Genomic DNA, 17,663 nt, shown 5'->3' on the forward strand with positions numbered 1-17,663 from the left:
CATCAATTTCATTTAACATTACTTTGATTTTTTGAAAACAATAACAGACACTTACCTTGAAAGTGCATATCCAGAATCCAATTATAAATAATATCACTGGAAGAACACCAAGATACCTAGGCTCTGATAGAAAAGGATGCTGGCATTAAAACGAGTAAGGTGCACACTAAGGATATACAGATGCGTTTCGCTTTAACCACATTAGCCGTATCGGTGGCGCTTGTCGCTGGATGCAGCAATCAAGGAATAACAACCATGAAACACTACTCTCCATCGCAACTCGTCGCTCAGCAGACACAAGCTCCTGTTGCTAAGAAAGTCCCTCATGCAATGACGATTCATGGTGATACTCGAATCGATAATTACTACTGGATGCGCGATGATGAACGCCAAGATCCAGAGATCTTGCAGCATCTTGAACAAGAGAACCAGTACGCAGAGACCGTGCTGAAGCATACCGAATCAACACAAAAACAGTTACTTGAAGAGATCAAAGGCCGAATCGCGAAAGACGACAATTCAGTACCGGTTCGCAAAGGCAGCTACTACTACTCGAATAAAGTCACAGGAGACAACGAATATCCAGTTCACTTGCGTGAAAAAGACTTTTTAGGCACAGACAAGCAAGTCATCTTAGACGTTAACGAACTAGCAAAAGAACACGAATTCTTCAGTATCGGTGGCCTAACAATCAGCCCAGACGAAAACTTGTTGGCGTATGGCGAAGATACCCTGAGCCGCCGCATTTACACCATCAAGATTAAAGACCTCACCACTGGTGAGTACTTAAACGATGAAATTGAAGGTGCTTCGAGTGCTATTGCGTGGCAAAACGATAACCAAGCCTTTTACTACATCAAGAAAGATCCACAAACACTGCTGGGTTACCAAGTTTACCGCCACATTTTAGGCACACCTCAAACTAGCGATGAGTTAATCTACGAAGAAACCGACAGCGCTTACTACACCTCATTGAGCAAAAGCAAAGATGGTGAAGAGGTCTACATTTGGCACTCGAGCACAGAAACCAGTGGTGTTTCAGTCATTGATGCCAACAATCCACAGGCTAAAGCCAAAGCTTTCTACCCAAAAGAGACAGGCATAGAGTACAGCATCGCTAAACTGGGTGATTGGTATTACATCTACACCAACTACCAAGCAGTCAACTTTCGTTTAATGAAAGTCGCAGCTGATGACATGCATGACCGCTCAAAATGGGTCGATGTCATTGCAGCAGACGATAACACTCAGCTTGTTGATTTCGAGTTGTTTGATGACCACCTTATTTACGAGCAACGTGCGGATGGCTTGTCGACAGTCACGGTTCGCCAACTCTCAACAGGCAAAGAGTTCCCACTTGAATTTAACGACACCGCTTTCGCTGCTTACCTAACAAGTAACTATGAATTAGATAACTCAAAAGTTCGAATCTATTACAGCAGCTTGACTACGCCAGGAACTTACTATGATTTCGACCTAAGCACGGGTGAGTCAGAAATCAAAAAGCAAACACCAGTATTAGGTGATTTCGAAGCGGATAACTACCAATCAGAGCGAATCATGGTTACGGCTCGCGATGGCAAGCAAGTACCAGTCTCTTTGGTGTATCGCAAAGATTTATTCAAGAAAGACGGCACTAACCCAATTTACCAATACGGCTACGGATCTTACGGTTCAACCATTGAACCGACGTTCAGCTCAACTCGTCTCAGCCTGCTTGATAGAGGTTTCGTTTTTGCGATTGCTCACATCCGCGGTTCAGAAATGCTAGGGCGACCTTGGTATGAAGACGGCAAAAAACTGTCCAAGCAAAACACGTTCAATGACTTTATCGATGTAACTAAAGACCTAGTTGAAGAAGGTTATGGCGCTAAAGACAAAGTATTTGCGGTAGGCGGTTCAGCCGGCGGTCTATTAATGGGAGCAATCATCAACCAAGCGCCTGAATTGTATAAAGGCATTGGAGCACATGTTCCTTTTGTTGATGTAGTAACAACCATGCTTGACGAGTCGATCCCTCTTACGACTAACGAGTACGATGAATGGGGCAACCCTAACAATAAAACCTACTATGACTACATGCTGAGTTACTCACCGTACGACAACATTAAGGTACAAAACTACCCGAACATGTTGGTGACAACAGGTCTACATGATTCACAAGTGCAATACTTTGAACCAATGAAGTGGGTAGCGAAACTGCGTGAAATGAAAACAGGCAACAATGTATTGGTGTTCAAAACCGATATGGAAGCCGGTCACGGTGGCGCGTCTGGTCGATTTAAGCGATTAAAAGAAGATGCTCTTGAATACGCCTTCTTTTTAGACTTACTAAAAACTCAGTAGACTCAGCGTAACTGTAGGTATTCGCACAATTTAACGTCGCCATTTAGTCTCGACAAAATGGCGACAGAAATTATTAAGCATGGTTAAATACGATGAACCATGAAATCCACCAAATCAAAAAACCTTTGAAAACTCGCAGTGACAAAGGTTTACGAGAGGTATAAAAACAAATGAAAGTAATTAGCTTCAACATCAACGGCCTAAGAGCCCGCCTTCATCAACTGCAAGCTGTTATCGACAAACACCAACCGGACGTGATTGGTCTGCAAGAGATAAAAGTACACGATGAAGCCTTCCCTATTGCTGATGTTGAAGCAATGGGCTACAAGGTTTACTTTCACGGCCAAAAAGCACACTACGGTGTGGCTATGCTGTGTAAGCAAGAGCCAATCTCGGTTCAGAAAGGTTTTCCAACCGACAATGAAGACCATCAAAAACGTATGATCATGGCGACGTTTGAAGATGAAAACGGTGAAAAGGTTACAGTACTAAATGGTTACTTCCCTCAAGGGGATAACATCAAGCATGAAACCAAATACCCGTACAAGCGCGAGTTCTACAAAGACTTGATGACTTACCTAAACGATTACCACAATAAAGATGAACAAGTGATCGTAATGGGCGACATTAATATCAGCCCAATTGATGCTGACATCGGCATTGGTGAACCTAATGCAAAACGTTGGCTGAAAACCGGTAAGTGTTCTTTCCAACCAGAAGAGCGCGAATGGTTGAAAACATTGATGGATTGGGGTTTTGTAGACAGTTTCCGTTTGCTACACCCTGAAGTAAACGATCAATACTCGTGGTTTGATTACCGCTCAAAAGGTTTCGTAGACAACCGCGGCCTGCGTATTGATGTAGTCCTAGCGACTCAAAAGCTTGCTGATAAATGTACTGAAGCTGGCATCGACTACGAACTACGTGGTATCGAAAAACCATCTGATCACGCGCCAATTTGGTCGACGTTTAAGTAATTAGCTCGTTTTACTCGTTTTCTAGTTTAACTACTCAAAAAGAAAGGAGAGTTGGAATTACCCACTCTCCTTTTTCATATCCATATTTATCGCTCAAGCAAATCGGTTGCTACCGAGCTTTCAAAGTGGCCAAACAGCGCTTCCATCAACATCCAATGGATACTTCGCAAAGTCATCCAAACAATAGCCAGTATCATCTGATGCAAAATACTTAAGAGGCATGATAGCTAAATTCAAACTTCCAACTTGCTGTTTCGCCTTATTCTCAAAACTAAAGCCCCACATATCCAAGTGCGCTCGCATATCTCGTTGAGTGACATAGCTCATCGCGATCAATTGCCAATCATCATTAGAGATAGCTTTTGCCTCTTCCAGTGTGTAATCAGAGAAACCTATCGAGCTTCTTTTCGCGTTCCATAGTTCTTCTGATTTTGCCAAACGATTAAACTCTCGCTCTATCGTATGCAAGCGCCCCAATAAGTGCCAACCCGTTGTCAAAATCCCCTGCTCTTGTGCCAACATCATCATCTGAATATAGATGCGCGCGCCCCAACTCCAATTCGCTTGGTTCTGAGTAGCCATATAAGCGTTCGGATCTGCCTCCAAACGACTCTGTTTAAGTATCTCAAATTGACCTTTGAAGTCTAAACCTTGGCAAGCAGATATCTTTCCTGTCTCTTGGTAATAACGAGACTTACTGTAATAGGAGTAGTAGTTCGTTGTTGAGTGACCTTCCCAACCAGAGAAACGAAAGCGACTCTTCTCAAGCCCATGCCCTAATTCATGTAGATCACCATGCCCTAGAGGGTCAAAAGACCAATAAGCATCATAAGGGTTTCCTGAACAACCGTAACCACAGTTCGCTTGGTCGGCGTTCATATGCTTCACAATATCAATGGTTTCAACCTGCCAACCCTGATTTTTTGCGTATTGCTGAATTTCATTAATGACATCAATTCCAGGGCCTTCAAAACCAGCAAGCGCATGAGGTAAGTTATGAACGTAACGCTCTGTTGCTAATGCCATATCTTGTGGCTTATCCCATCGCGCAGGGCTTACTGAATCCTGCATTTTTTCTAGCTTTGAGTGAACTTCAAACCCCGGAGTAATCAGCTCGGCCCAATCAAAGTTTCCTTCCTCAAGCTGTGCAACAAAACTGTCGTTGTCTGCCTCACTGCGCCAAACGGGGTGTTGCGCGACATTTTCAAAACGCAGCTCCACATCAATATCATTGGTATCAAAATGAACCTGTAATGTTCCACCATAGGCTGAAGTGAGATAAATCGTCTCTCCCGTTTTCACTGGGTAGGTTACCGAGGTGAGAAATTTTGGCCGAGCGTAACCGTCATTGCCTGAAAACTCGTGTGTCGCGCCGCTACGCAATGTATTAAATGCAATAGACGTAGCCACATCGTTATTGTCTAAGCGAGTCACCTTGATTGTCTTACCAGGCAAGGCATACACGCCAGCGGATCGGAAGTTTCTTTTGGACTCCAAGGCAATGGTTTTCGAGACGAGCGGTACATTCTCAAAACTCTTGGTACTAAAGTTCCCTAGACTTGGTTGCGCCGCGTTATACACGCGACTGTTGTATACCGCATAATCACTGTAATAAGAGCGAAGAAAATCAATTCTCTCTGTCACGCCTTTACCCATTGGGTACTGAACGTCTTGACGGTAATGGTCAGCAAGTAGCAGTAACAGCTTTTCATATTCGTAATCATCCGTTGTAAACAGATCCACTTTCTTACTATCAAGCGATGTTAGATGGGAACGAATACTGTTTGCTGCAATATAGAACTCTTCATCCATATTGGATTCAGCAGGGCAAGATTTGTCATCACAGGTATTCAGGTCAACAGTAAAACTATCGTCTTTCAATCTCTGTAAAAGTGCTTGTTGTTGAATAATGTTATCCGGAACCTGATTAATAAGCTGTGTAGAATCCCAATTAGACAGGCCGAGCTTGCGCCAATAGTTATCACCAACGTAGGTCATGTGCATTTCAGCGAACAAGGCATTACCTAAGTCCGTCATACCACCATCAAGATGCAGGTATAACACAGGAATATTGTTGCTGAACGCGAGGCGTACGCCCTTAAGAACATCGTCTATGCTATCGCCAGCAATAAGCTTTTGAGACACGATCAACAAATCAGGGTTATTAGCTTCAAGACACTGGCTTAACTGGCTGCCGTCACAAGCGTTGTCAGCGTTGATAGCCATAGAAGCGTTAACATTGTCTGTTAACCAGTTTCGTGTCGCTTGATCATCAGGAAAGTAATGAGACTGATCAAGCTGAGCTAACACAACATTCTGGGGCGCATCAGTACCTGAAACCCAAGTAACCAAATTCTTCAACCAAGTGTTCATCTCGTCATTAACAGAATCAGGGAAACGTTGCTTCGTTCTAAAAGGGTTACTCGCCAATGCTGCATAGCGACTGTTGTCTGATGTATAACCAGCAATACCTATCACTAACTCTTGAGCATCATATCCATCAATCATCGCTTTATTAGTTTTTAAGATGACATCATTAAAGCCATAGGTAGGTAAGATAATTGCTGTGTCATGGGTTGGATCCCAATGAAGATTGCGTAACGGCTCCCCATCTGAGTTTTGAGATAAAGCTTGTTTAATCAGATTGTAATCCGAGTTGTATCGAGCCACTAAAGCTTGGCTAGCTTCAATAAATTCATTAGAGTCAGTTACATACAAGGCATCGCCCGTGGACAATGCCTTTTGTACTGCTGTTTGTGGAGTCGGTGTAATATCAGGGTCATCGCTTCCGTCACCTCCGCTCCCTTCTCCACCAGAACCACCAGAACCACCAGAACCACCAGAACCACCAGAACCAGTTTGGGCACTTTCACCGCCGCTACCACCTCCGCATCCTAAAAGTGATAGGGTAATAACACAAAGAACCAAATTGGATAGTAAGTTACTCTTTTTCATCATTATTCCATACAACAACAAAATTTCGCCGAGTCTATCTATAGTTAAATCTAAAGCAATTATTCTAATGAATGTGTAAGCACAATTTGAAGCAAGTTAACTGTTTTTAAAAATCGATAGCTCTCCAAGGTGAACCTATCCAAAGCCATCACTGAGCTTTCTTGTGATACAAAAAAACGGCGCTCAATGAGCGCCGTTTTGTTAACTATGTAAAATGCAATTAGCTAAGTGGTCTTAGGTAAGCAAGGAAACGTTTCTCTGCGAATTTAAAAATCGCAATGATGATGAACGTTAGCGCCATATAGAACAGACCTGCTGTTAAGAAAGACTCGAATGGAGCGTAGTAACGTGAGTTAACCAAACGTGCAGCACCTGTTAAGTCCATAATCGTTACGATACCCGCAACGGCTGAACCGTGAAGCATGAAGATAACTTCGTTACTGTAGGCAGGCAGTGCGCGACGTAGAGCACTTGGTAAAATGATACGACGGTAAGTTTTCGGCGTACTCATGCCGTAAGCTTTTGCTGCTTCCACTTCACCTTTCGGTAAGCCGTTAATCGCACCACGAATGATCTCTGCGGTATAAGCTGACGTGTTAAGAATGAATGCCACCAAAGCACAGAACCACGCGTTTTCCCATAATGTGTCTTTCACTGGGAAGAATTGGTCCATACCGTAGTAAATCAGGTACAGCTGAACCAGTAATGGCGTACCACGGAAGAAATAGATGAATGACCAAGCCGGAGCATTAATCAGCATATTCGGACTGTTGCGAGCGATAGCTAATGGTATGGCTACGAATAAGCCAATGATCAAAGCGACGCAAACCATCCAAGCCGTTGTCCATAAACCACCAAGGTAAATCGGCAGGCTTTCAATTATCAATGAAAAGTCCATAACTACCTCGCGTGGATACTGAATTTACGTTCAACCAGCTTGAGTAAGCCCGTCGAAACACTGGTGAAGAATAAGAAGATAATCGCCACAGTCATGTAAAAGGTAAATGGCATTTTGGTTGAACCTGCCGCCAGTGCGCTAACACGTACCATGTCTTCTAGGCCAATAATCGAAACCAGCGCGGTGGTTTTAAGTAGTACCAGCCAGTTGTTACCAAAACCCGGTAAGGCGTGACGAATCATTTGTGGCAATAGAATACGACGGAACGCTAGTACAGGTCCCATACCATAAGCTTTTGCCGCTTCCATCTCACCGCTGTCAACTGCCATGATGGCACCGCGGAATGTTTCTGCCATGTAAGCGCCAAAAATGAAGCCTATGGTTAAGACACCAGCAACAAATGGGCTGACGTCAATGTAATCAGGTAGGTAAGAGGTCCATTCGTGGTTAGGATTACTTGACGTGAACCACTCGTTGAGCCACTCATTGATGGAATACAAACTGTTGTTTAAAAGGATTTGTCCACCAAAGAAAATCAGCATCATCAGTACGAGATCTGGAATGCCTCGAATGACGGTTGTGTAGAGGGTTGCAATAGCACGAGCCCAGCGATAAGGCGCGAGTTTTGCTAAGGCACCTAGCATACCAAGAACCATAGCTAAAATTAGCGACAGCAAGGCAACTTCGATTGTGAGCACCGCCCCTTTCAGGATCGACGCTTCATATCCTTGTAAATCAAACATAATGGATTCCAACAGAACTGCGAAAAAGTTGGTAAGACAGGGAGAGGAGAACCTCTCCCTTAAGAATTGACGCTAAAGATTACTGACCGTATACGTCGTAGTTGAAGTATTTAGCCGCGATATCTTGGTAGATGCCTTTTTCACGTAGTGAAAGGATTGCCGCATCTAATTGCTTAGTCAGATCTTTGTCTTGCTTACGTAGAGCAATACCAAAACCTTCGCCGAACCACTTAGGATCAGTTAGTGATGGACCAACGAACTCGTAGTCTTCACCACCAGCTTTGTTTAGCACGCCTTCTTCTAGAGCAGATGCATCACCTAGTACAGCTGCAACACGACCGTTTGCTAGATCAAGGTAAGCTTCGTCGAATGAACCGTAACGAACGATCTCTACTGTGTCGCCGTAGTTGTCTGTTAGGTATTTATCGTGAGTTGTTGCACGTTGAACGGCAATTTTTTGACCGCTTAGATCATCAAAGTTAAGGCCTGCACCTTTCTTAGCGATGAACTTGTTTGGGATAAGTGCGTATTTACCAGTGAAGTCGATTTTTTTCTTACGTTCTTCCGTGATAGACATTGCCGCGATGATCGCATCATATTTACGAGCAAGTAGAGAAGGAATAATACCATCCCAGTCTTGTGCAACGATCTTACACTGCACCTGCATTTCAGTACAAAGCGCGTTAGCCATATCGACATCAAAGCCTTTCAGTGAACCGTCAGCTTCTGTCCAGCTAAATGGAGGATAAGCACCTTCAATACCAAAGCGTACTGTTTTCCATTCTTTTGCTTGAGCTACGCCCGTTGCAGCAGTTGCAGCAAGTGCCGCGACTAATAACCACTTTTTCATATCCCTACTCCTGTGATTTAGGTTTTTATGTTTTGCTAATTTTATATTGTGTTTGTTGTTGCTTATTAACTTACTTGTTGTGTTTTATTGTTCACACCGTCGCTATTTACCTTGGCAACGGCATTTCAATTCTGATTAGTAAATCGATGAGATAAATTGTTGTAAACGCTCAGATTCAGGTTCCGTAAACAGTTTAGCTGGATCGCCCTGTTCTTCCACTAGACCTTGGTGCAGGAACATCACATGGTTTGATACGTCACGAGCAAAAGCCATTTCATGTGTTACCACAAGCATGGTTCTTCCTTCTTCTGCTAGATCGCGCATAACACCAAGTACTTCCCCTACTAACTCAGGGTCAAGTGCCGATGTTGGTTCATCAAACAGCATCACTTCCGGATCAACGGCTAACGCTCGAGCAATTGCCGCACGTTGTTGTTGTCCACCTGATAAATGGCCTGGGTAGTAATCTTTACGCTCATACAAACCTACTTTTTTAAGTAGTAGTTCTGCATTTTCAATCGCTTGAGCTTTAGGTACACCTAATACGTGAACGGGTGCTTCGATAACATTTTCGAGAACGGTCAGGTGAGACCAAAGATTGAAGCCTTGAAAAACCATCGCTAAGCGAGAACGGATTCGCTGTACTTGTTTTTCATTGGCAGGAACAGATACACCTTGGCGGTTGTTTTTCATTTGAATTAATTCGCCATTAACCCAAATCTCGCCTGCGGTTGGTGTCTCTAAAAGGTTGATACATCTAAGGAAAGTACTTTTACCCGACCCTGAAGATCCGATAATCGATACAACATCGCCTTTATGCGCAGAAAGTGAAATTCCCTTTAAAACTTCATTTTGACCAAACGTTTTGTGTAGATCCTTTATGTCCAGCGCTGGTACATCTTTCATGCGCTTTCTCTCCCAAGTTTGTGAAAATGCAAGGTACTCCGACCTTTTCATGCGATACAAACTAGCACCACACGAAACAACATGCAACAAATTATTAACCTAATAAATTGGAATAAATAGCGATTCACTCTGACTTATTATGCAAAAGGTAGCGTTTTCGCCTCAATTTAATGAATGAGTTCTATCAATAAGCTGTAATTACACCCCTTACATTGTTTAAATAAAGTTAACCAAAATGAGATTCCCGTAGCTTGATGTCTCACAAGAAAAACAAGTTTTGTGAACTTAGATACGCCGAGATCTGCAAAATATAATCTGCACGCTCAACGCTACATACACACCATAAGACAAAATTATTTTAAGGTTATTACATTGTAAGCATTTCACCGGGAACGGTTAGGAAGCAAGTAATAGTGAAATAACTCAGTAAGAATTGGACATTGAGCTCGAGCTATGAAGACAAAGGCTCGAAGAAGATAGGTAAACGTCAATTTGTGAAAACTAATTACACGATTCATCAATGGTACGTTAATGAATCGCTTCGTTTTGTAGCTTTCTTTCACATACACTCATAAAGTGATCAAGATCAATCACCCTAAAGGGTAAGCTTGTTAGACTCCTGAGCAAAGAATAAGGCATTAAAAATGCCAAACATTTCTTTTAACTTAGCTGCATAAAAGCACATCAAAACCGTGCAACATAATGTTAATGAGTTATAACTAAGAAATAACGCAATTACGCGAAATTATAGAATTCAATTTTAGAATTACTAACATAAAAATATGAGGAATCTATGTCAGACGTTGTGAATAATGCGAACTCTGAAGTAGAAGAGAAAAGCTATAAAGAGCTACACCGTCCTGCTTCTGAATTTGAGAGCCGCTCAGATTATCTAGATCACGAGCTTCAAATCATGAAGCCTCGCCGCTTCGGCCTAAACCTTCCTGGTCGTGACTTCCGCTTTGAACTTGAAGATCTTGTTCCTGCACTTGCTGGTACTATTGGTATTATCGCAATGTACTCTGCAGTAATGATGTCTTGGGCTGACGGCCTAACTCAAGCTTGGGATCACGTAAACCTAGGTAAAGAGTTTGCGATTGAAGTCGCTCGTGTAGAAATGCTTATCCCTGCACTGCTGTTCTGTATCCTAGCTTCTGGTTTCTTTAACCCTAAAGCAAACCTTGCCGGTAACCACGGCCCAATGATTCCTCTTATTGGTACCATCGCTCTAGCTGGTGCTCACCCTCTTGCATTGGCAATCCTTATCGGTGTCTTTGGTCTTATCCTAAGTTTCCTAAAAGGCGGCTCCAAGCTGGTTAACCTGACTTCTGAAGGTACCGCTGGTGGCTTGCTCATTTTCTTAGGCCTAACCGGTACAATGAGCCAAATCAACTCAATTCAAGAATGGGCGGTTGGTCTTCAATCTTCTACTGTTGAAGCGGGCAGCATGGGTTACGTTGGTTTAATCGTTCTTGCTATTACTATTGCTATTTACGCTTTCCTAGCAAAAGTGAACAAGCGTTGGTTGGCTATCCCAGTGTGTGCATTCACTGGCCTTGCTATTGCATTAGTATTAGGCGCAGGCTTCGACATCGTATTCGAAACTGAAATGGGCATTCCAAACCTAAACCCAGTTTACTGGTGGGGTTCTACTTCTGAAGGTTGGATGCTTGGCTTGCCAAACGTTGAACACTTCATTGCATCTCTACCATTTGCAATCCTTGCTGTAGCAATGTGGTCACCTGACTTCCTAGGTCACCGTATCTTCCAAGAACTTAACTACCCTAAAAAGTCTGAAAAAGTTCTTATGGACGTAGATGACACAATGACTATGTGTTCAGTTCGTCAAATGGTTGGTACTGCGGTTGGTGGTGGTAACATCACTTCTTCTTGGGGTACTTACATGATCCCAGCAGCTATCGCGAAACGTCCAATTCCTGGCGGCGCAATCTTACTTGGTTCTCTATGTATTATTGTTGCAATTCTTGGTTTCCCAATGGACGTTGCAGTATGGCCACCAGTGATGCGTGTTGCGCTACTTGTAGGTGTATCTCTACCTCTACTTGAAGCGGGTATGCAAATGGTTAAGGATTCTAAAGATTCTCAAGCGGCTGGTATCTGTATCTTCGGTTCAGCGGTTGTTAACCCAGTACTAGCATGGGCATTGACTATGCTTCTAGATAACAACGGTCTAATTGGCGATAAAGAGCGTGCTAAGCGTCTATCATTTGTAGACAAGATTGTTATCCCAGTTGGTGTTTTAGTTATCTGTCTAGTAGCAATGCTTGCAGTTGGTATGCTAGAAAGCCAATATGGTCTAAAAGCTTGGCTATAATAGTGCTTACTACACAAAAGTAGTATTCGGATTAAAAAAAAGTTTGGGTGGCAACCCCTGTCACTCAAATTTTTTCAACTTTTTTTGGCATTTATTGATTTAGTTTAAGGTTTGCAGGAATTTTTTAGCGTAGTCTTGAATTCATAGAGTAAAGACAACATATAAAAAGTAGTGACAATATATATAACCATATGACGCTTATATGCTCATATATATTGTTATTAATAAGAGTGTACTACCCTTACGAGGGGCGCTGGCTCAACAGTGTTAATGTACGTATTTTTTCTACTAAAAAGGTAGGTATGTCATGGCAGAGCAATTTGCTAAAGCTTGGGAAGATTTTGCTGCAGGTGAGTGGCAAAGCGAAGTAAACGTTCGTGATTTCATTCAAAAGAACTACACGCCGTATGAAGGCGACGAGTCTTTCCTAGTTTCTGAGGGTACTGAAGCAACTAACAAGCTTTGGTCTTCGGTAATGGAAGGTATCAAACAGGAAAACGCAACTAAAGCACCTGTAGATTTCGATACTTCTGTTATCTCTACCATTACTGCTCACGATGCAGGTTACATTGAGAAAGATCTTGAGACTATCGTTGGTCTACAAACTGAGAAGCCACTAAAACGTGCAATCATCCCTAACGGTGGTGTACGTATGGTTGAAGGTTCTTGTAAAGCATACGGTGAAACTCTTGACCCAATGGTTTCAAAAATCTACTCAGAATACCGCAAAACACACAATGCTGGCGTTTTCGATATCTACACTCCTGATATCCTAAAATGTCGTAAGTCTGGTGTTCTGACTGGTCTTCCTGATGCTTACGGCCGTGGTCGTATCATTGGTGACTACCGTCGTGTTGCACTTTACGGTATTGATTTCCTAATGAAAGACAAAGCTGCTCAATTCGCTTCTCTTCAAGAGCAGTTCGAAAACGGCGAAGATCTTTCTGCAACAATGCAACTGCGTGAAGAGATCTCTGAGCAACACCGTGCTCTAGGTCAAATCAAGCAAATGGCTGAGAAATACGGTTTCGATATCTCTGAGCCAGCTCAAACTGCTCAAGAAGCTATCCAGTGGACTTACTTCGGCTACCTAGCTGCTGTTAAATCTCAAAACGGTGCTGCAATGTCTCTAGGCCGTACTTCGAGCTTCCTAGACATCTACATCGAGCGTGATATCGCTGCTGGCAAGATCACTGAAGAACAAGCACAAGAAATGATCGACCACTTCGTAATGAAGCTGCGTATGGTTCGTTTCCTACGTACTCCTGAGTACGATGAGCTATTCTCTGGCGACCCAATCTGGGCAACAGAGTCTATGGGTGGTATGGGTATCGACGGTCGTACGCTAGTAACGCGTTCGAACTTCCGTTTCCTAAACTCTCTATACACTATGGGTCCTTCTCCAGAGCCAAACATCACTGTTCTTTGGTCTGAGCAACTACCTGACGGCTTCAAGCGTTTCTGTGCGAAGGTATCTATCGATACTTCTTCTATCCAGTACGAAAATGATGACCTAATGCGTCCTGACCTAGAGTCTGATGATTACGCTATCGCTTGTTGTGTATCTCCAATGATCGTTGGTAAGCAAATGCAGTTCTTCGGTGCTCGTGCTAACCTTGCGAAAACAATGCTTTACGCAATCAACGGCGGTGTGGACGAGAAACTTAAGATGCAAGTTGGTCCTGTTTCAGACAAGATCACTGACGAAGTTCTTAACTACGATGACGTAATGGGTCGCCTAGACACATTCATGGACTGGTTAGCTAAGCAATACGTGACTGCACTAAACAGCATTCACTACATGCACGACAAGTACAGCTACGAAGCGTCTCTAATGGCTCTTCATGACCGTGACGTTCGTCGTACTATGGCTTGTGGTATCGCTGGTCTTTCTGTTGCTGCTGACTCACTGTCTGCAATTAAGTTTGCTAAAGTGAAGCCAATCCGTGACGAAGACGGTATCGCAACTGACTTCGAAATCGAAGGCGATTACCCTAAATACGGTAACAACGACTCTCGTGTAGATGATATCGCTTGTGAACTAGTTTCTACGTTCATGAACAAGATCCGTAAGCTTAAGACTTACCGTAACTCTATCCCTACACAGTCAGTTCTTACTATCACGTCTAACGTTGTATACGGTAAGAAAACTGGTAACACTCCAGACGGTCGTCGTGCTGGCGCTCCTTTCGCTCCTGGTGCAAACCCAATGCACGGTCGCGATGAGAAAGGTGCTGTAGCTTCACTAACGTCTGTAGGTAAACTACCGTTTGCTGACGCACAAGATGGTATCTCTTACACGTTCTCTATCGTGCCAAACGCACTAGGTAAAGAACTTGATAGCCAACGTGCTAACCTTGCAGGCCTAATGGATGGTTACTTCCACCACGAAGCTGGCATTGAAGGTGGTCAACACCTTAACGTTAACGTTCTTAACCGCGACACTCTAGAAGACGCAGTTAAGCACCCTGAGAAATACCCTCAGCTAACAATCCGTGTATCTGGTTACGCTGTTCGCTTTAACTCTCTAACTGCAGAGCAACAAGCTGACGTAATCGCACGTACATTTACTGAGTCTCTATAAGCTCACCGCTTAATAGACAGTAAATAATATTAGCCTCGCCAATGTGCGGGGCTTTTTTATATCCGTTGTAAATCGCACAAGCTTAACCCATCCCTCGAAGTGTTAGATTGAGCAAAAAAGCACCCTGCCATTCACTTTTTTTCCACAAATTCTGTCAAATTACGGTAATATCGCGGTTCATAATTTAAGAGTAACTGCTCCATGAAATACCTGCGTTGTTTACCCCTGATTCTTCTCTCTTTCTCATCTTTAGCATCTGAGCGTTCGACGCTGACTTTTGCTTTAGATAATGATGGTATTTTTGGTGTCGACCAAGACTATACCAACGGTCTATTTCTGGGTTACACATCATCAAGTATTACGCCATACAATTGGGTAAAACCACTGAGCCTTTCTTACTGGGGCGCAAGCTCTCTAGATAAGTGGGAAATCACGATTGGCCACAAGATGTATACGCCTTCAGATATTGAGTTGGAGACTCCATCTGCCAATGATCGTCCGTATGCAGGTTACCTCCACACAGAATTCAACTACATCAGCTTGAACCCACAACAAGCTCAGCGTTTTAACATCACGTTTGGTACAACAGGCGAACGTGCATTGTCTGAAGATGCTCAAAAGCTGGTTCACTCAATCACAAAATCAGATGAGCCTATGGGTTGGGAATATCAAGTTGATGATGAGTGGGCGGGAAGCGTTGGTTACCTAAGCCATTTCAACTTAATGCGTAATCAAGCACTAGCAAATACAGACTTCGAGATCTCTAACGTTTCAGAGATCAACGTCGGTAACTTTCGAAGTGACATTTCAACGGGCTTCATGTTCCGTTGGGGTACAGACCTAGGTGGTAACTTTGGTGCGGCGAACATCAGCACCGAAAACCCATTCAAAGCCGGTATGATCGGCGCATCAAACACAGGTTGGTTTACCTATGCAGGCCTTGAAGGTCGTTACCGATTTAACGACTTAACAATCGAAGGCGATCGCTCTGGTGTAGATGAATATTCTGATAAAAACGGTCTAGATCCTGCTATTTACGATGTGACATTAGAGAACGTTCAAGCAACCGCTGTGCTAGGTGTGGCTTGGTATAACCAATACGTTGGTGCATCCTTCGCACTTACGGCAAAAACACCTGATTACAAAGAAGCAAAAGAGTCGGTGTACACCACCGGCGGTATCACAATGTTTGCGTTCTTCTAGCCACCAGCAAAGGCTTTCGTCCTTCACGGTTCAAGTTTAATAAGGGCAATCATCTTCACAGGTGATAGCCCTTATTTTTAAAGACCTCGTTACCATTTGACCCTATTTTATGTACCGTTTTTGTAATAAAATAAAGGGTATAAATTCCTCTACGAGAATAGCTCATGTCTACAACTGGTCGCATTCACTCATTCGAATCTTGTGGTACTGTCGATGGCCCTGGTATCCGCTTTATTGTGTTTCTTCAAGGCTGCTTAATGCGCTGTATGTACTGCCACAATCGCGATACATGGGATCTTCATGACGGAAAGGAAGTAACGGTCGAAGAGATCATTAACGAAGCAAAATCATACCGTCATTTCATGAAAGCTTCTGGCGGTGGTATCACTTGTTCAGGTGGCGAAGCGATGCTACAACCTGAGTTTGTTCGTGACTTTTTCCGCGCAGCTCAAGCCGAAGGCATTCACACTTGTCTTGATACTAATGGCTACATTCGTAAACACACAGAAGTGGTTGATGAAGTACTAGAAGCGTCTGATCTAGTGATGCTTGATCTTAAGCACATGCGAGACGAGATTCACCACGATTTCATTGGTGTATCAAACCGACGTACTCTCGATTTTGCACGCTACCTGCACAAAATCGGCAAGACAACTTGGATTCGCTATGTAATTGTTCCTGGCTACACAGATACAGCTGAAGATGCGCATCTTCTTGGTGAATTCATTAAAGATATGGACAACATCGAGAAAGTAGAACTTCTTCCATACCACAAGCTTGGTGCTCACAAATGGGAAGCGCTGGGTCACGACTACCCACTTGATGGTGTTAACCCGCCAAGTAAAGAAAAAATGGATGAGATTGTCGCTGTTCTTAGTCAGTACCACTCAAACGTAAAATACTAATCCCTACGGTTTTCAAAGCCTGTTTCAAACGCCTCAATTTCGATTGGGGCGTTTTCTTTTACGCTTATACCAATCGTAGTAAATAACTGGTCATCCTAGCTGGTTAAAACGCTCAATAACTGCGTTAGAAATTTTGATTGTAGGATAACTACTTATCGAAAATTTCTGCCTTGTTCTTAAGCCTTTTTCCTGCGCTATTTATGCTCACTTACCTACTGTGATTGGTATCAAAACAATCCTTTCACTTTTCTTTACAACTTTTGTTTATCAATTCAAAAAATCATATTAAATCCGTGTTGAGATCATGTTTCCACTCGTAGGAATGCTGTTACTCTTACTGCAACAAAAGAATACAACATTTAGTTTTTTAGTGAGGCTTCTCCCATGGAAATGACCAATGCTCAGCGTCTAATTCTATCAAATCAATACTACCTAATGTCTCAAATGGATCCTGAGAACTCAGCTAAATACCAACGCCTACAAACGATTGTAGAGCGTGGTTACGAACTCCAAATGCGTGAGCTTAACAAAGAATTTGGTTGTTTGACTGAAGCAGAATGTCGCGAAATTATCGACATCATGGAGATGTACCATGCAATGCAAGAGTCAAACAAAATGCTAGCAGAACAAGAGCGCGCTGAAGTTGATCAACGCCGCCTGCAGTTCTTAGGTTTTGATATCGCTTCTGAAGCGCAAATCGTACACTACGTGCGTTTCCTTGTTGACTCTGAAGGTCTTTACCCTCAATTCGACAAAGCTGATCACCACTTCAATAGCCAAATGCCAATGCTAGACAAATACCGTCGCATGCTAACAACATGGCGCAACTGCCCTCGTCAGTACCACCTATGTGCGACAGAGCTGTCTCAAATCTTCAGTGCTTAATGCATAAAAAGATAAGCCTTAATTTGGCTTATAAAGTTTCAAATAAAAAGGGTTACTCAACATGAGTAACCCTTTT

General features: G+C 43.1%; 12 protein-coding genes. 7 read left to right on the forward strand and 5 right to left on the reverse strand.

Annotated elements, in window-relative coordinates; all coding sequences use genetic code 11:
* The first annotated feature begins 255 nt into the window (after window positions 1-255).
* Complete coding sequence (locus OCV12_RS10765; RefSeq protein WP_261885953.1) at window positions 256-2,346, forward strand: S9 family peptidase; 2,091 nt, start codon at window positions 256-258, stop codon at window positions 2,344-2,346.
* Between the two features lie 170 nt (window positions 2,347-2,516).
* Window positions 2,517-3,323 (forward strand): exodeoxyribonuclease III, encoded by an 807-nt coding sequence (gene xthA / locus OCV12_RS10770; RefSeq protein ID WP_057621890.1) that lies wholly within the window; start codon window positions 2,517-2,519, stop codon window positions 3,321-3,323.
* A 120-nt stretch (window positions 3,324-3,443) separates the two neighbouring features.
* On the opposite strand, the gene OCV12_RS10775 is transcribed toward xthA, so the two are convergent.
* The 5 genes from OCV12_RS10775 to OCV12_RS10795 all read right to left on the reverse strand — a co-directional run bounded on the left by OCV12_RS10775 (window position 3,444) and on the right by OCV12_RS10795 (window position 9,675).
* Window positions 3,444-6,278: an ImpA family metalloprotease gene (locus OCV12_RS10775; RefSeq protein ID WP_261884643.1), complete on the reverse strand. Its 2,835-nt coding sequence runs from the start codon at window positions 6,276-6,278 to the stop codon at window positions 3,444-3,446.
* A 220-nt stretch (window positions 6,279-6,498) separates the two neighbouring features.
* Window positions 6,499-7,176 carry an ABC transporter permease gene (locus OCV12_RS10780; RefSeq protein WP_017062123.1) on the reverse strand — a complete coding sequence of 226 codons (678 nt, stop codon included), beginning with the start codon at window positions 7,174-7,176 and terminating at the stop codon, window positions 6,499-6,501.
* 2 nt (window positions 7,177-7,178) lie between these two features.
* Window positions 7,179-7,919 carry an ABC transporter permease gene (locus tag OCV12_RS10785; RefSeq protein WP_261884644.1) on the reverse strand — a complete coding sequence of 247 codons (741 nt, stop codon included), beginning with the start codon at window positions 7,917-7,919 and terminating at the stop codon, window positions 7,179-7,181.
* A gap of 79 nt (window positions 7,920-7,998) precedes the next feature.
* Window positions 7,999-8,769 carry an ABC transporter substrate-binding protein gene (locus OCV12_RS10790; protein WP_010437364.1) on the reverse strand — a complete coding sequence of 257 codons (771 nt, stop codon included), beginning with the start codon at window positions 8,767-8,769 and terminating at the stop codon, window positions 7,999-8,001.
* A gap of 135 nt (window positions 8,770-8,904) precedes the next feature.
* On the reverse strand, window positions 8,905-9,675 hold the full coding sequence (locus OCV12_RS10795; protein WP_004736532.1) for an ABC transporter ATP-binding protein: 771 nt from the start codon (window positions 9,673-9,675) through the stop codon (window positions 8,905-8,907).
* 793 nt (window positions 9,676-10,468) lie between these two features.
* Here OCV12_RS10795 and OCV12_RS10800 point away from each other — a divergent pair.
* The 5 genes from OCV12_RS10800 (at window position 10,469) to OCV12_RS10820 (ending at window position 17,587) form a co-directional block, all read left to right on the forward strand.
* Window positions 10,469-12,010: a DUF3360 family protein gene (locus OCV12_RS10800; protein ID WP_017630432.1), complete on the forward strand. Its 1,542-nt coding sequence runs from the start codon at window positions 10,469-10,471 to the stop codon at window positions 12,008-12,010.
* Between the two features lie 307 nt (window positions 12,011-12,317).
* Window positions 12,318-14,594 (forward strand): formate C-acetyltransferase, encoded by a 2,277-nt coding sequence (gene pflB, locus OCV12_RS10805; RefSeq protein ID WP_017631244.1) that lies wholly within the window; start codon window positions 12,318-12,320, stop codon window positions 14,592-14,594.
* A 201-nt stretch (window positions 14,595-14,795) separates the two neighbouring features.
* The gene (locus OCV12_RS10810) at window positions 14,796-15,797 is read left to right on the forward strand and encodes a lipid A deacylase LpxR family protein (RefSeq protein WP_261884645.1); all 1,002 of its coding nucleotides are present in this window, start codon (window positions 14,796-14,798) and stop codon (window positions 15,795-15,797) included.
* Between the two features lie 164 nt (window positions 15,798-15,961).
* Window positions 15,962-16,702 (forward strand): pyruvate formate lyase 1-activating protein, encoded by a 741-nt coding sequence (gene pflA / locus OCV12_RS10815; protein ID WP_261884646.1) that lies wholly within the window; start codon window positions 15,962-15,964, stop codon window positions 16,700-16,702.
* A gap of 384 nt (window positions 16,703-17,086) precedes the next feature.
* Window positions 17,087-17,587: a YfbU family protein gene (locus OCV12_RS10820; protein WP_017631241.1), complete on the forward strand. Its 501-nt coding sequence runs from the start codon at window positions 17,087-17,089 to the stop codon at window positions 17,585-17,587.
* Window positions 17,588-17,663: the final 76 nt, after the last annotated feature.

This window comes from Vibrio pomeroyi (assembly GCF_024347595.1).
Lineage (GTDB): Bacteria > Pseudomonadota > Gammaproteobacteria > Enterobacterales > Vibrionaceae > Vibrio > Vibrio pomeroyi.

Bases quoted from the DNA above. Each gene is read 5' to 3' on its own strand.
- OCV12_RS10765 (WP_261885953.1), top strand. From the start codon at position 256: ATGAAACACTACTCTCCATCGCAACTCGTCGCTCAGCAGACACAAGCT.
- xthA (WP_057621890.1), top strand. From the start codon at position 2,517: ATGAAAGTAATTAGCTTCAACATCAACGGCCTAAGAGCCCGCCTTCAT.
- OCV12_RS10775 (WP_261884643.1), bottom strand. From the start codon at position 6,278: ATGAAAAAGAGTAACTTACTATCCAATTTGGTTCTTTGTGTTATTACC.
- OCV12_RS10780 (WP_017062123.1), bottom strand. From the start codon at position 7,176: ATGGACTTTTCATTGATAATTGAAAGCCTGCCGATTTACCTTGGTGGT.
- OCV12_RS10785 (WP_261884644.1), bottom strand. From the start codon at position 7,919: ATGTTTGATTTACAAGGATATGAAGCGTCGATCCTGAAAGGGGCGGTG.
- OCV12_RS10790 (WP_010437364.1), bottom strand. From the start codon at position 8,769: ATGAAAAAGTGGTTATTAGTCGCGGCACTTGCTGCAACTGCTGCAACG.
- OCV12_RS10795 (WP_004736532.1), bottom strand. From the start codon at position 9,675: ATGAAAGATGTACCAGCGCTGGACATAAAGGATCTACACAAAACGTTT.
- OCV12_RS10800 (WP_017630432.1), top strand. From the start codon at position 10,469: ATGTCAGACGTTGTGAATAATGCGAACTCTGAAGTAGAAGAGAAAAGC.
- pflB (WP_017631244.1), top strand. From the start codon at position 12,318: ATGGCAGAGCAATTTGCTAAAGCTTGGGAAGATTTTGCTGCAGGTGAG.
- OCV12_RS10810 (WP_261884645.1), top strand. From the start codon at position 14,796: ATGAAATACCTGCGTTGTTTACCCCTGATTCTTCTCTCTTTCTCATCT.
- pflA (WP_261884646.1), top strand. From the start codon at position 15,962: ATGTCTACAACTGGTCGCATTCACTCATTCGAATCTTGTGGTACTGTC.
- OCV12_RS10820 (WP_017631241.1), top strand. From the start codon at position 17,087: ATGGAAATGACCAATGCTCAGCGTCTAATTCTATCAAATCAATACTAC.